The organism is Rhodococcus sp. no. 34 (assembly GCF_054589475.1).
Genome location: NZ_BAAILK010000012.1, coordinates 414,833 through 429,021, shown reverse-complemented (window position 1 = coordinate 429,021; position 14,189 = coordinate 414,833). Strand labels below are relative to the sequence as shown.

The following is a 14,189-nucleotide window of genomic DNA, read 5'->3' as shown; positions in this document are numbered from 1 at the left end:
GGTGAATGAACGCGTGTCAGTCGCAGGTGGTGTCGCCGGCGTTGACGCTGGCGATGTCGGCGGGCAGAGCCGTCGAGGTGCTGGTGTCGACCGACGTCGGATTTGCCGCCAGGATGGTTCCCGGGTCCGCGGGGGCGACGACGGTGCCGGCGAAATTGCTTCCGACGACGACCTCGATCATGTCTCCCATGCTCGGAGCGAGAACCAGAACCGCGCCGGGAATCGACGACGCGACCGTCACCGCTTCAGACTCGTAACCTGCGGCGTAGCGCACGACGGTGGTCGACGCTTGAGCATTCGCCAGGCCGGTGGCTGCGCTGAAGTTACCGACCGTGGAGATCTGGAAACCGTAAGCCGCGAGGCTGTCGGCGATCGTCGCGGCCTGCCCGGCGATTCCCGAGGCGTTGGAGACGTCGACCGAGATGTTGTAGGCGCTCATTGCCTCGACGGAAGTGGCGGCCGGCGGCGTGCTGGACGTAGGAGCGGTTGTCGTGGAACTGGTCGACGACGGTGTGGTGTCCTCGCGCTCTTCGCCCGGAAGCGGATCGTCGTCGATGATCGCCTGGAAGAGGGACTTGATCTCGTCCGTGCGAGGAATCTCGTTGCCCCAGTCGTTGGTGCCGTCCGTGGGGACCGTCAAGAACGTGACCGCGCCTGCGTCGACGTTCTGGAGCGAGCGACCGAGGGTGACCAGTGACTTGGTGTCGATGTTTTCGACGAACGTGTCGCTGGTGAAGGCGTTGATGAATCCGTTGAGCTTGCTCGGATTCAGGAGGACCTGGTTGGACAGGGCCGAGCGGAGCAGCGCCGACAGGAACTTCTGCTGACGGGTGATGCGCCCGTAGTCGCCGTTGCCCTCGGCTTCGACGTGGCGAGCACGCACGTAGTTGAGGGCGGTACGGCCGTCGAGCATCTGCGTGCCGCCGGAGGCGAGGACGGTTCCGAGGATGCCGTCTTCGATCGGTCCGGGGGAGCAGACGTTCACACCGCCGACGGTGTCGACCATGCGCTCGAAACCGGCGAAGTCCATTCCGACGAAGTGCCCGATTTTCAGGCCGGACATCTTCTGGATGACCTTGACCAGGCATTTGGGGCCACCGAGTGCGTATGTCGCATTGAGTTTGTCGCCGCTCGCTGCCGGGAAGGTTTCGCTGGTGTACTTGCCGGCGTCGTTGTCCCATCCCTGACAGATCGGACGTTCGACGTCGAGGTCACGCGGGAAGGAGACGGCGACGACGCGGCTTCGGTCGGCGGGAATGTTCACCAGCATGACCGTGTCGGCTCGGGCGCCTTCGGCGTCTTCGACGGTTCCGGCGCCGATCTCACCGCTCGCACCGGCGCGGGTATCGGTGCCGATGATCAGGTACGTCTCGTCGCCGAGTTGACCACCGGCGTCGATGATGTCGTCGGACTCGGTGTCGAGTGCCGCAATCTGATCGAAACCGCCTTCGACCGAGCGCAGATAACCCCACACGACGCCGGTCAATGCGAGAGACATGACGGCCAGGAACGCTACTGCCGATCGGCCGATCACTTTTGCGCGATGGCGGCGGCGAATCTTGCTTTGCGCCAGACGAGTGGCGCCGGTGTCACCGACTACCCGCGGCACTGCGGAGGTGACGGGATGTTCTTCGGTGATCCAGTCCGCAGCGGCGGGCGGAACGGTCGGACGGGCGGGAATCGGCCGGGCGGGGGGCGGCGACGACGCTGCTGAAGATTGAGTCTTGGGTGGTACGGATTTGTTCGGCGCCGGCTTGGGCGGCGTAGCCGGGGCTGGTGGCGGCTTCTTGTCGCCTACCCGACGGACCAACTCGGCGACCGAAACAGAGTCGTCGGTCGGAGGCGAGTCCCGTCGCCCGGTACGTCCACTGCTGCGACGCTCCGGGGGACTGGGTGGTTGCGGTGTTGGTCGCTGGGGTGTGGCAGGGCGCTGGGGCGTTGCCGGTTGGTCCGGTCGGGCGTTGCGGAAGCGCTTGTCTGCGAGCGGACGTTCCCAGGGGGCGCGGCTCTCGGGCGGAGGTGGGCCCGAATCGTGATCATCACCCACCGATGCAACCTGTCCCGTCGTCGACTGTCAGTAACTCGTCATTCAGATGCCGGCGTCAACCGGTTGTCGACGAAGCTGGAGCCATATTACTGGTGAATCCTGAGTGCTTCACTCAGAAAGTGATGTGAGTAATCCGACGGCGTGTTTTCGCTAGCCACCAGAGTGCATCATGTCAGCTCCCACCGGCACAAGGTCGTCTTCGGGATCGTCGAGCCAACCTTCCGGGAGTGCTACCTGACCGGGTGAGCCTTGGCGTCCGCGCGGGCCTTCGGCGTCCTTGGGGAACGGGACGTCGTGGTCGAGTTGTCCGAGCAGGTCGTCCAGTTCGGACAACGTGCTGACCAGAGCCATCGAGACCCGCAGATCCGATCCGACCGGGAACCCACGCATGTACCAGGAGACGTGCTTGCGAAGTTCGCGCAGACCCTTCATTTCACCGTGATGTGCGGCGAGCAGTTGGGCGTGACGGGCGATGATCTTGGTGACTTCGCCGAGCGTCGGCGGCGTGGCGATCTGTTGTCCGTTGAGAGCTGCGCTGAGTTCCGCGAACAGCCATGGCCGTCCGAGGCAGCCGCGTCCGACGACGACGCCGTCGCAGCCGGTCTCGTTCATCATGCGGGCAGCATCCGAGGCGTCGAAGATGTCGCCGTTGCCGAGGATCGGCACGTCGGTGACGTGTTCCTTGAGGCGCGTGATCTCGTTCCAGTCAGCAGTGCCGGAGTAGCGCTGCGACGCGGTACGTGCGTGAAGTGCGACGGCAGCGGCGCCTTCAGCTGCGGCGATCCGGCCGGCGTCGAGGTGCGTGTGATGTTCGGGGTCGATGCCGACGCGCATCTTGACGGTGACCGGAATGTCGGTGCCTTCGGTGGCGCGCACGGCTGCCGCGACGATCTGACCGAACAGTCGACGCTTGTACGGTAGCGCCGATCCACCGCCCTTGCGGGTCACCTTGGGTACCGGGCAGCCGAAGTTCATGTCGATGTGATCGGCCATGTTCTCGTCGACGATCATCTTGGCCGCGGCGTAAGTCGTATCCGGGTCGACGGTGTACAGCTGCAGCGACCTGGGCGTTTCGGTCGGACCGAACGTGGTCATGTGCATCGTGGCGGGTTGGCGTTCGACGAGCGCGCGGGCGGTGACCATCTCGCAGACGTAGAGCCCGGACGTGCTGCCTGCACGTTCGAGTTCGAGTTCACGGCACAGCGTGCGGAAGGCGACGTTGGTGACGCCCGCCATGGGTGCGAGGACCACGGGGCTGTGCAGCTCGAGTGAACCGATACGAAGGGATGACATGTCTACCTCTGAACAAATACTTGTGACAATTGGAAGTGCCCGGTACCGAATCCGGTACCGGGCACAGAATAGCTGGTGAAACTAAGAAGCCTGCTGTTCGCGCTTGGCGGCTTCGCGTGCGAGCATGCGATCGCGCTGTTCCTCGAACTTCGTCGCGTTGGCGGCGAGTGTCTCGAGGAAGGCCGCCAACTCTTCGCGCGTGTTCTCGCCTTCGGCGCTGAAATCGTTGCGCTCGAAGATGTTCCACTTGCGCAGGACTGGCCAGACGACCTCGTCGAGGTGTTGGCGAAGGTCGTAGATGCCGTGCTTGGCCATGAGGGCGCCGTTGCGGCGGAAGTTCGGCATGCCGGCGCCGGGCATCTGGAAGTTCTGGACGATGTTCGCCACGGCCTTGAGCGCCTGATCGGGAGCAAGATCGAGCGCGGCGGCGCAGATGTTGCGGTAGAAGATCATGTGCAGGTTCTCGTCGGCGGCGATGCGCTGAAGCATCTTGTCGGCAATCGGCTCGTCGCAGGCCTTGCCGGTGTTGCGGTGGCTGACGCGCGTCGCGAGTTCCTGGAAGGTCACGTAGGCGACCGAGTGCAGCAGGCCGGCGTCGCCCTCGTCGATGGGTGCGCTGTAACCGTTTGTCATGTGTTCCATGCGGAAGCGCTCGAGCTCGACGGGGTCGACTGCGCGCGTGACGACGAGGTAGTCACGCATCACGATGCCGTGGCGGTTCTCCTCGGCGGTCCACCGGCCGACCCACGTTCCCCAGGCACCGTCCTGCGAAAAGTTCTCGGCGATCTCACGGTGGTACGACGGCAGGTTGTCCTCGGTGAGCAGGTTGGTGATCATCGCGGCGCGAGCTACCTCGCCGAGTTGTGACTGTTCGAGACTCCAGTCTTCGCCACCCATGGCTGCGAAGTTACGGCCCTCGTCCCACGGAACGTAGTCGTGTGGATGCCATTCCTTGGCCATGGAGATGTGGCGGTTGACGTTCTCCTCGGCAACCGGCTGCAGCTCTTGTAGCAGCTCCAGCTGCGTCAGAATCCTCGTCATTTCTTGCCTCCATGTTGAGTGAATGCGCGACTTCGCCCCAGCCTACGGCACCGTAGGTTTGAAAAGAATGGCATGAAAATTGCTCCCCTCGAGGGATGTTACCGATCCGTAGTTATCCGGGGGCACTTTCACTACCAAGTCGTTCTTTCGACGTAGTCGCGGAACGTCCGGGCGGGATCGGACAGCTCGCGGCTCTTCGACCAGATCAGCCCTATTTTTCGCTGTGCTCCTTCGATCGGTACGTAGACGACTCCTTCGGCCCAGATCGGTGGATCCTGAACCGGCATGACCGAGACACCGAAGGACGCGGAGACCAGTCCGCCGACCGTTGCCAGCTCGCTGCTCTCGAAGACGAAATTCGGAGTGAATCCTGCGGCCGCGCACAGTTCATCGAGAATTCTTCGCATCCCGAAGTTCGGATGCATACCGATGAACGGTTCGTCGGCCGCGTCCGCAAGCTCGACCGAATGCAACTTCGCAAAGCGATGATCAGCCGGAACAGCCAATGCCAGTGACTGCTGGGCGATCTGCATCCACGCCACCTGCGGATCGCGCGGCTGAGGCGAGACGACGGCCAGGTCGGACGTGCCGGCGGCGATTCTGTCGACCAGGAACTGCGCGCTGTCCTGATGCAGTTCGAATCGCACTCCGGGATGCTCGACGCGGTATCCGCGCAGCATGTGCGGCACCAACCAGGTGCCGAACGAGTGGAGGAAGTCGAGCCGGACCGTGCCGCTCTCTGGGCTCGCCAGCGACTGGATTTCGGTCTGCGCGGCGTCGAGGGCACGCAGTGCGATGCGAGCATGTCGATAGAGGATCTCGCCGTACCGGTTCAGTTCGAGTCGGCGTCCCTGACGGTCGAAGAGTGTCACGCCGATCTGCCGTTCGAGGCGTGCGAGTTTGCGCGAAAGGGTCGGTTGCGACAGGTGAGTCAGATCCGCGGTAGCGGTCACCTGTTGGGTTTCGGCGAGCACGACAAACCATTCGAGGTCTTCGGTCAGCATCACGAACCCAATCTATATACCTTCAGAGCATATAGAACACCAAGTTTATGCATTTTCTTTTGCCGAGTCTGGGCGGGAGGATTCTTGCCGGAGGTAAGTGATGCCTGGAGGTACGTGGTGACTGTCGAGAATGTGATCGAATCCGAAGTGATGCCGCTTCGCCGCGGAACATCGGGATATCGAACCGTGACCGTTGCGTTGTTCGCGGCCGGGCTGTCGACGTTCATCTCGATGTACGCGGCACAGGCGTTGCTGCCTGCGTTCGCCGAAGACTTCCACGTCTCGCCTGCGGTGTCTGCGCTGTCCGTCTCGACGACGACGGGCATGTTGGCGTTGGCAATCATTCCGGCCAGTGCGCTCTCCGAGCGGTTCGGTCGCACGCGGGTGATGATCGCGTCGGCGTCGGCGTCCTGTGTGATCGGTTTACTTCTGCCGCTGAGTCCGACGATCGAGGTTCTGCTGGTCGGACGCGCAGCACAAGGATTGGCTCTGGCCGGTGTCCCGGCGGTGGCGATGGCCTATCTGGCCGAGGAGGTCGATCGGAAGGACCTCGGTGCAGCGATGGGAAGGTACGTCGCCGGCACGACGATCGGTGGGCTGATCGGACGGCTCGTGCCGTCGGCCGTCGTCGATTTCAGTACGTGGCGTTGGGCGCTGTTGACTGCGTCCGCGCTGTCGGCATTGTTCGCGCTCAACATGATCCGGCGGCTTCCCGCGTCGAAGTTCTTTCGCCCGCAACCGATATCGGCGCGCACGATCGCGTCGAATCTACGACGCCACCTTGCGAACCCGTCGCTGCGAACACTCTTCGCTTTGGGATTCATCCTGATGGGCGGCTTCGTGTCGATTTACAACTTCCTCGGGTTTCGGCTCACGGCAGCACCTTTCGGCCTTCCTGAAGCGCTTGTGGGCCTGGTGTTCCTTTTCTACCTTGCCGGAACTTTCACCTCGGCGGTAGCCGGCGGGGCCTCTGACCGACTGGGTAGGCGCAGCGTGCTGCTCGGGTCGGTTGTCGTCATCGGTATCGGCCTGGCACTGACCGTTCCGGACAATCTGGCGTTGACGCTCGTGGGGATGCTGCTCTTCACCGGAGGATTCTTCGCCGCACATTCGGTGGCCAGCGGTTGGGTGGGGCTGATCGCTACCGATCACCGGGCCGAGGCGTCGGCGTTGTATCTGTTTGCCTACTACGCGGGTTCGTCCGTGGCGGGCGCCCTCGCGGGTCTTGCATACTCGGGTGGCGGTTGGGGTGGGGTCAGTGCTTTTGTGGGCGCGCTGCTGTTGGTTGCGTTTGCCTTGTCACTGAGGATGTTTCGATCTTCGACGGTTGACTGAACCGAGCACTGCGGCGATCCCGAACGGGATCGCCGCAGCGCGAATCTGTCGAGCGTATTACTTCTTGCCGCCGCCGAGGAGGCCGCCGAGCAGGTCTCCGAGGCCGCCGCCCCCGGATCCGCCCAAGATTCCGCCGAGTGCTCCGCCGATGCCGCCGCCGGAATTGCCGCCGCCGCCGAGAATTCCGCCGAGGAGATCCCCGAGTCCGCCGCCACCGGAGGCCTGGGTCTGCGCGCCGGCTCCGCCACCGGTGAACTGCTTGGCGAGGTAAGCCAGGACGATGGGAGCGAGGATCGGCAGCAACTGCTTCACCAGATCGTTTCCACCGCCGCCACCGACACCGCCGAGTGCGCTGGCGACCTGATCGGTGTTGCCGCCGAAGATGTTCGAGACGATCTTCTGACCGTCAGCGGTGTCGACTTTGCTGATGTCGACGCCGTCGTCGAGAAGGCTGGTGTCGGCGTGAGACTGCAACGCGCTTTCCAGCGAGGCTGCGCCGGCGGGATCCTGCGCGTTGGCGCCGAGGCCACCGACGAGGGTCGGAAGTGCAGTCTTGACCGCCGATTCGGCAGTTGCCTGGTCGACGCCGAGTTGCTGCGCGATCTGGTCGATGGGGATCTGGGATAGAAGGTCGTCAAGCGATGCCATTGATGCCCTACCTCTTCTGGGGTACTACTCGTCAGTACCCGGCTGTTGCAGACACTAGTGAATGTCGGCGTCGACGGTAACCCTCCGGTTGCCGAGCGGTCAGGCTCGGGTCTTCTCGCGGGGGACCAGACACGCTAGGAGAGCGAGAATCAGTCCGCCGGCCGTCAAGATGAATCCTGTCTGATTTGTCAGGATCGTGGAGTAGTTTTCCCTGATGACATTGTCGAACTGATCGTTCACGCGGTAGTAGAACGTGCCAAGAGTCCCCAATCCCACGATAATTCCGATCCACGCTGCGATACGAGAACCGAACAAAGCGGCGATCAGAATCGATACGGCGGCGGCGAGCAGAAGTATCGCCATCGACCGGTAGAAGGTCACGGACTGATCGCCGAGTTGCTCGATTGCCCACCCGGCCGGAAAGCCGTCCCGCAGGTCCTCGAGGCGAACGTTGTCGGGTTTGACCCCGGCCAGTACGTACATGAACGAGCCGACGGCAACGGCGATTCCACAAATGAGCAGAACGAGATGAACTAACGTGCGCATGCCAGTCTCCCTGTGTTCGGAGTTCGGTGACGCGGTCGTCGCCGAGCCTAGCTGTGTCGCGGGTGTCAAGCTCGGTATCGAGCGTGCAGAATCGTCTCCATGCCCGACAACATGCGTCGACTCGAAGAGATCTCGCTGTCGCTGCCGGAAGCAGAGCGCGTCGACATCGAAGCGTGGGACGGCCACCCGACGTTCCGGGTCCGCGGCAAGAACTTCGTGTTCTGCAACCTCGAAGCCACCTCCTTGACCGTCAAGCTGAGCAAGGAGGAAGCCGAAGCGGTGGTGGCCACCGAACCAGGCGCAAGTGCTGCGGGCTATGGACTCGGTCGACACGGGTGGGTTGCACTCGACATCGGCACCGACGTTTCCGAGGAGAAATGGTCGCAACTGGAGGAGTGGATCTACACCTCGTTCACCCTCGTTGCGCCGAAGCGGCTTGCCCGGATCGTTCTCGATGCGGATGAGGAACGCCCGTAACGGATAGATTCGTCAGTACAGACGCCGACTAGACGAGGAATTGTCATGACGACACCGGAAACTTCACCGGCCACCGCAAAACCGGGCATGCCGCCGTGGGCGAAGAAGGCCATCGGGATCGCAGTGATGGCGGTGGTCCTGGTCATCGCTTACTTCATCCTTGCCGCCTTCCTTCCGCGTTGGTGGGCGCAGCGCATTGCGTCGTTGGCGAACGGCAGTTTCAGCGCCGGAATCGCGTGGGGGCTGCTGTTCGGTCTCGTGTGCACCCTGGTCCCGCTCATCTTCTTCCGGGCGGTCTGGCAGGTGCGCAAGCGCAAGCATGCTCGAATCATGCAGATCACGGCTCTCGCGTTGGGTGTGATCTTCGCGCTGCCGAATCTGCTCTCTCTGACAGTTGTTCTCGGCAACAACAACGCTGCGCATGCGGGCGAGCGGATCCTCGACGTCGACGGCCCCGGATTCCGCGGAGCATCCGTTGTCGGTGCCGTCCTGGGCGTTGCGTTGTTCCTTGGACTTGTCGCGCTCGGCTACATGTACAAAAAGCGTGGCAAGGATCTCGACAAGATGCGCGGTGAGCTCAAGCAGCACGAGCCGCAGAGCAAGGGCGAGGCTCCGGCTCCGGAAATCTGAGTCAGCTCTTCGACCGAGTACTCAGGCCGACACCGACTCCGACGGTTCCCGCCGCCACCAGTCCGGCGAGCGGGACAGCCCAGTGTCCGGCAAATGTGCAGGCGAGAACCAGGATTGCGCTCACTGGTAGAACAGCCTGCTCGATCCTGTCGCGCTTGAAATGTCGTGAGTGCATGAGCCACACGAAGATCAGGAACATCGCGGCGGGGATCGTGACCGCGGCAGATGCTGCGAACGTCGAAATGTGCGCCTCGCCAACTGCTTCCTCGACGGCTACTTCGATGCCGGCGCCGATGGCCGCAGCGGATCCGAATACGAAGTAGTGCCCGTATCCCCACAACAGGACGGCGCGATTGCCCTGGTCTGCGAGGTACTCGTGGATCGGGACGGCGAAGTAGATCCACAACGCGGAGAACACGATCAGAACTCCGCCGACAGCAATCGGAATCAGTAGGTCGGCGGCGTCGAAATCCCGGATGCCGGATTGGACCGCGATGGTGGCGGCAGCAATGGTTTCGCCGAGCATGATGATGGTGAAGAGGCCGTAGCGTTCGGCGATGTGATGCGGGTGCCACGGCGTCTGGTGGTTGCGTTCGGCGATCGCCGGCACCGCGAGTTCGGCGATCATGAGAAAGAAGAAGCCGGGTATCCACGCCGACGCCGGCATCAGGAGCAGCACGATCCAGCCGGCCTGGACGATCACGAGCCCGGCGGCATATTGCAGAGCAGTCGTTCGCGCTGCACCGGATTCACCGCTGGCGGCTCGAAGCCATTGGCAGGTGAGCGCAATTCGCATGATGAGGTAGCCGACGATGGCCGTCGTACGGTCGGTTCCGTCGAATGCGTCGGGGATTCCGGCGGCGAAGACGAGCACGCCACAAATCTGTACGAAGGTCGCGACCCGGTAGGGGACGTCGTCCGTGTCGTAGGCAGACGCGAACCAGGTGAAGTTCACCCACGCCCACCACAGCGCGAAGAAGACGAACATATAGCCGGCGATGCCGTCGGCGTAGTGGCCCTCGGCGACAGCATGCACCAGTTGAACTCCGGCCTGTGCGGCTGCAACCACGAAACACAGGTCGAAGAACAGTTCGAGTGGCGTCGATGCTCGATGGTCCTCGTCGCGGCTGCGTGCGCGCATCCGGATGATCGGCATTACGGCCCGGCCGTGGCCCGCGCCTGTACTGGTGTGTTCTGTCATCGTCCCCACCTTGCTCCGACGTCTAGTGCAGGAGCGCAGTCTAGGGCGAATTCCGTCGGGTCGACGAATGAGACATTTCGCCCCTCACCACACGAGAACGGGTTTGATGACGCGCCCCGACGCTTGATCTTCGACGGCTTTGTTGATGTCGGCGAATGCGTAGCGCGTCACCAAGCGGTCGATCGGAAACCGGCCACCAGTGAAGAGTTCGACGAGTTCGGGGATGAACGTCGAGACTTCCGACTCTCCTTCGATGCATCCTCGAATTGTCTTTCCGCTCAGCATGATGTCGGCCATGTTCACCTCGACCGTGGATGCTCCGAGTCCGACTACCGCCAGTGTTCCCCGTGCTCGAAGTGATGTGACGGCTTGATTGATCACGGAGCCGATTCCGGTGGTGTCGAGGGAATGCGTCGAACCTCCGTCGGTGGCGGCGTGGACCGCGTCGATCACATCTTCATTCGAGGGATCGACAGTGACGGCGCCGAATTCCTCGGCGAGTGCGCGCCGCTGCGCAACGGGGTCCACGGCGACCAGGGTGGAAACGCCGGCAGCCCTCGCCGCCAGCAGCGCTGCGAGTCCGACGCTGCCTGCCCCGAAAACGACAAACGTCGAGTCGGGCTCGGGGCGAAGCAGATTCAGTACCGCGCCGGCGCCGGTTTGAAACCCGCAGCCGAGCGGAGCTGCGACGGTCAGGTCCACCGCAGGATCGACGACGACGGTGTTGTCGGCAGAGGCGATGACGTATTCCGCGAAGCTGGACTGGCCGAAGAAGGCGGACCGTAGCGGGGTTCCGTCTCGCCGGATCGGCGTCGAGCCGTCGGTGCGTGCGCCAGAGCTGTTGAGCCCGTGTGAGCTTTCGCAGTACGCCCGATGGCCGCTGAGACACTGCCTGCACACACCGCAACTGCGGTAGCTCAGCAACACGTGATCACCGGGCGCAATGCTGTCGATCGACGAGCCGACGGCCTCGACCACCCCCGCCCCTTCGTGCCCGAACACGCAGGGGCCGAGTCTTTCCGGTAGCGCCGACTTCGTGAACAGATCTGTGTGGCACAGGCCGGTCGCGACGATGCGAACCAGGATCTCGTCTGCGCGGGGGTCGTCGATCTCGACGGTGTCGAGCGTGAAGGGGGAGTGCGGGCCGTGTGAGAGCGCCGCTGTCATCTGCATGGAGGATCTCGAATTCTGTTCGGCGCGAATCACGCTCGCTCGAGCAGGAAGTAGTAGTGCTGCCCGCCGTCGAGGACCAACGCCGACTTTCCGTTCATGATGCCCATGAGCGTCGAATCGTCGACTTTCTTGAAGTGGTCGAAAATCGGCGCGCCGTCGTAGACCATGGTCGCGGTCACTTCACCACGAAACTCGATGTTCCACAGACTTGCCTCGCCATTGCCGCTCTTGACGTCGGAATAGAGATTTCCGTCTTCGTCTCGGCAGATCAACGGCTTGGCATCCTCGACGGAATTGAAAGTCTTGCCGTACCAGCGGCTCGCGGACAGCTTTTCGTGCAGACGATGACCGGTGGCGAAGTCGTCACCTTTCCACTCACCGAGGATTTCTTCAGCGGCGACGGTTTCCAGCGCGGCCCACACTTCGTCGAGTTCTGCTGGTGATACACCATTTTCCGCTGCACGGAGCCGGGCGAAAGCAGTTCGGGCTTCGTCGAGATTCATGTCTCTCCTCGAGTCGACGGTAAGTGGCACGACTTGTTCGCGAACCAAATTGTTCGTCAACTCTGCACGCTACGCCGAACCGGATGGTTCGGCAACGGTCGATTCGTTCTAGGCTGTGAACATGCGCTCAGCAGGGGAAGCTACGAGGGACCGCATTCTGGCGGCCGCAAAGGACGAATTTGCCACGTACGGGCTGGCCGGCGCGCGGATCAATCGGATCGCCGCGCAAGCGCGTGCCAGCAAAGACCGTCTCTATGCGTACTTCGCAAGCAAGGAAGAGTTGTTCGCTGCCGTGACCGAACAGTGGACGTCCGAAACAACAGCGGAGACAGCACTTCGAGGTGACGACTTGCCGGGCTATGCAGGTCGCCTCTTCGACAACTACGTTGCCCATCCCGAGAACGCCCGATTGCAGCAATGGGCGGATCTCGAAGCGCCGGACGTCATGAGTGAGGACGACATACGAAGCAAGACCTTCCGGCCTAAAGTTGCGGAGATCCGCAAGGGGCAGCTCGAGGGACACATCGACCCCGCGTGGAATCCCACGGAGTTGATCCTGCTGATCACGGATATCGCCCGGATGCTCGCGCTCAAGTCGTCTCGTTCCATCCCTCGACGTCGGGAGGCGGCAGTCGAGGCGGTTCGGCGTTTGATTGTGGCGTAGCGAGTCCAAACGCGAACGTCCACGCCCGTCGCTGTGTGGTTGCCCGGATTTACGGATTTCTCAGTATCGGTGCGTACGTTGGGCGTCGGCTCGTTGACGCCCTCGGGATGTTGACGTGCCGCCAAAACTTTTGTCGTCGACTGTTCAGATGCTGGTGAGCAAAAGGATCGCGGCCGGCCACCCTGACTGAATATCGTCGACGCCGAGCGTGTTCCTTCGGTGCGCGCACCTGTTCAGCATCTGGAGTGGACCCGTGTCGAAGTGGCCGTGCATATGAAGATCTCGAAGAAGGTAGCGCTGGTCGTTGTGGCTGCTTGCGCCCTGACGTTGGGATCGGCGCAAGTCGGAACCGCCCGCGCGGATGCGCCGGTCAAGGTCAGCGTGGCCGGTCATGCGGTGAGCGCCGGGCACTTCGAGCAGGTGCGGCGCCCAAACCGGTGTGTGAAGGCCGGGACGGGGAAGTCGAAACCGAGCGAGCAGAAGTCTACGAATCGCAGTGGGCGTCGAGGCAGCGGGGGATGCTTCTGACAGTGATTGCGAAGTTCCGCAATCAGCCGTCGCAAATCTGTAACACGTTCTAATCTTGCGGTATGGACGTGACTTACGAAGGGACCAAACGCGAAGTCGCTACCGACAGGGGGACTTTGCGCTATCACGAGGCGGGCGATGGTCCGCCGTTGATCCTGTTGCACGGCTCCGGGATCGGTGTGAGTGGTTGGCGGAATTACCGGGGGAACCTCGAGGTATTCGCGAAGCATTTCCACTGCTACATCCTCGAGTTCCCGGGTTTCGGCGTGAGCGATCCCGTCGACGGCCATCCGGTGATCACGGCAGCGTCGTCGGTGATCCGATTCATGGACGCGCTGGGAATCGAATCGGCTGCGATGATCGGCAATTCGATGGGTGGGGTAGTCGGCGTCAACGTCGCGATGAGGTTCCCGGAACGTGTCTGCAGGCTGGTCACCATCGGTGGCGTCGGCCCGAACATCTTCAGTCAGAATCCAAGTGAAGGTACCCGTCTCCTGCAGGACTTCGCCGACGCTCCCAACCGTGAGAAGTTGGTTCGATGGCTCGAATGCATGGTGTACGACAAGACCGTCGTCACCGAGGAGCGGATCGAGGAACGATGGGAAACGGCCAACGATCCGGCCTCGCACCAGGCATTGACCGCGATGTACGGATCCAAAGCCTTTGCCGCTCAGCAGCAGATGATGTCCAACTCGGATGTGCCGCCGTACTGGTCGATGATGCACAAGGTGCAATGCCCGACCTTGCTGACATGGGGACTCGATGATCGGCAGTGTCCACCGGACATGCCGATGATTCCGATGCGACTGATTCCGAACGCCGAACTGCATGTATTTCCGAACTGCGGGCACTGGGTGATGATCGAAGCCAAGGAGGCATTCGAGCGCGTGACCCTCGAGTTCCTGCTTCGATGACCTGCTGATGCATTCATGTGGCCCGAATTGATGTGGCACGAATGCACAAGACCCGGCGCCTCCGAATGAGGTGCCGGGTCTGCATTTGTGCCCCCAGTAGGACTCGAACCTACGACCTGCGGATTAAAAGTCAGAACCCAGACGTGACACCTGGTGATACCCAATGACGAACGGACGTCGTTTCG

The 14,189-nt window shown here is 62.4% G+C and carries 14 protein-coding genes; 5 read left to right on the top strand and 9 right to left on the bottom strand.

Features of this window, described 5'->3' with window-relative positions:
• Nucleotides 1-16: 16 nt before the first annotated feature.
• The 4 genes from ACYP01_RS02885 to ACYP01_RS02870 form a co-directional block, all read right to left on the bottom strand.
• The gene (locus ACYP01_RS02885; protein WP_459678615.1) at nt 17-2,047 is read right to left on the bottom strand and encodes an LCP family protein; all 2,031 of its coding nucleotides are present in this window, start codon (nt 2,045-2,047) and stop codon (nt 17-19) included.
• 150 nt (nt 2,048-2,197) lie between these two features.
• Nucleotides 2,198-3,340 carry a tRNA dihydrouridine synthase DusB gene (dusB, locus tag ACYP01_RS02880; RefSeq protein ID WP_003939756.1) on the bottom strand — a complete coding sequence of 381 codons (1,143 nt, stop codon included), beginning with the start codon at nt 3,338-3,340 and terminating at the stop codon, nt 2,198-2,200.
• Between the two features lie 81 nt (nt 3,341-3,421).
• Nucleotides 3,422-4,381, bottom strand: a complete 960-nt coding sequence (locus ACYP01_RS02875; RefSeq protein ID WP_003940492.1) for an acyl-ACP desaturase — start codon at nt 4,379-4,381, stop codon at nt 3,422-3,424.
• Nucleotides 4,382-4,512: 131 nt separating this feature from the next.
• On the bottom strand, nt 4,513-5,388 hold the full coding sequence (locus ACYP01_RS02870) for a LysR family transcriptional regulator (protein ID WP_081377546.1): 876 nt from the start codon (nt 5,386-5,388) through the stop codon (nt 4,513-4,515).
• Between the two features lie 147 nt (nt 5,389-5,535).
• Here ACYP01_RS02870 and ACYP01_RS02865 point away from each other — a divergent pair, with 147 nt between their 5' ends.
• On the top strand, nt 5,536-6,720 hold the full coding sequence (locus tag ACYP01_RS02865) for an MFS transporter (RefSeq protein WP_459678790.1): 1,185 nt from the start codon (nt 5,536-5,538) through the stop codon (nt 6,718-6,720).
• 57 nt (nt 6,721-6,777) lie between these two features.
• On the opposite strand, the gene ACYP01_RS02860 is transcribed toward ACYP01_RS02865, so the two are convergent.
• Complete coding sequence (locus ACYP01_RS02860; RefSeq protein WP_003940105.1) at nt 6,778-7,368, bottom strand: DUF937 domain-containing protein; 591 nt, start codon at nt 7,366-7,368, stop codon at nt 6,778-6,780.
• 99 nt (nt 7,369-7,467) lie between these two features.
• Nucleotides 7,468-7,914 carry a hypothetical protein gene (locus tag ACYP01_RS02855; RefSeq protein WP_459678613.1) on the bottom strand — a complete coding sequence of 149 codons (447 nt, stop codon included), beginning with the start codon at nt 7,912-7,914 and terminating at the stop codon, nt 7,468-7,470.
• A 99-nt stretch (nt 7,915-8,013) separates the two neighbouring features.
• Between ACYP01_RS02855 and ACYP01_RS02850 the strand changes: the two genes are divergently transcribed.
• Both ACYP01_RS02850 and ACYP01_RS02845 read left to right on the top strand, forming a co-directional pair.
• Nucleotides 8,014-8,391: an MmcQ/YjbR family DNA-binding protein gene (locus tag ACYP01_RS02850; RefSeq protein WP_020908916.1), complete on the top strand. Its 378-nt coding sequence runs from the start codon at nt 8,014-8,016 to the stop codon at nt 8,389-8,391.
• 45 nt (nt 8,392-8,436) lie between these two features.
• Nucleotides 8,437-9,021: a hypothetical protein gene (locus ACYP01_RS02845; RefSeq protein ID WP_003940111.1), complete on the top strand. Its 585-nt coding sequence runs from the start codon at nt 8,437-8,439 to the stop codon at nt 9,019-9,021.
• A 1-nt stretch (nt 9,022) separates the two neighbouring features.
• Here ACYP01_RS02845 and ACYP01_RS02840 read toward each other — a convergent pair whose 3' ends face one another.
• The 3 genes from ACYP01_RS02840 to ACYP01_RS02830 all read right to left on the bottom strand — a co-directional run bounded on the left by ACYP01_RS02840 (nt 9,023) and on the right by ACYP01_RS02830 (nt 11,898).
• A complete protein-coding gene (locus ACYP01_RS02840; RefSeq protein WP_459678611.1) occupies nt 9,023-10,222 on the bottom strand; it encodes a low temperature requirement protein A in 1,200 nt (399 codons plus the stop codon).
• 84 nt (nt 10,223-10,306) lie between these two features.
• On the bottom strand, nt 10,307-11,395 hold the full coding sequence (locus ACYP01_RS02835; protein WP_003940364.1) for an NAD(P)-dependent alcohol dehydrogenase: 1,089 nt from the start codon (nt 11,393-11,395) through the stop codon (nt 10,307-10,309).
• Nucleotides 11,396-11,424: 29 nt separating this feature from the next.
• Nucleotides 11,425-11,898 carry a DUF4334 domain-containing protein gene (locus ACYP01_RS02830; RefSeq protein WP_378504492.1) on the bottom strand — a complete coding sequence of 158 codons (474 nt, stop codon included), beginning with the start codon at nt 11,896-11,898 and terminating at the stop codon, nt 11,425-11,427.
• A 121-nt stretch (nt 11,899-12,019) separates the two neighbouring features.
• Between ACYP01_RS02830 and ACYP01_RS02825 the strand changes: the two genes are divergently transcribed.
• Together ACYP01_RS02825 and ACYP01_RS02820 are read left to right on the top strand one after the other, a co-directional pair.
• The gene (locus ACYP01_RS02825; protein WP_030535258.1) at nt 12,020-12,562 is read left to right on the top strand and encodes a TetR/AcrR family transcriptional regulator; all 543 of its coding nucleotides are present in this window, start codon (nt 12,020-12,022) and stop codon (nt 12,560-12,562) included.
• A gap of 590 nt (nt 12,563-13,152) precedes the next feature.
• Nucleotides 13,153-14,004: an alpha/beta fold hydrolase gene (locus ACYP01_RS02820; protein WP_459678610.1), complete on the top strand. Its 852-nt coding sequence runs from the start codon at nt 13,153-13,155 to the stop codon at nt 14,002-14,004.
• The last annotated feature ends 185 nt before the right edge of the window (nt 14,005-14,189 follow it).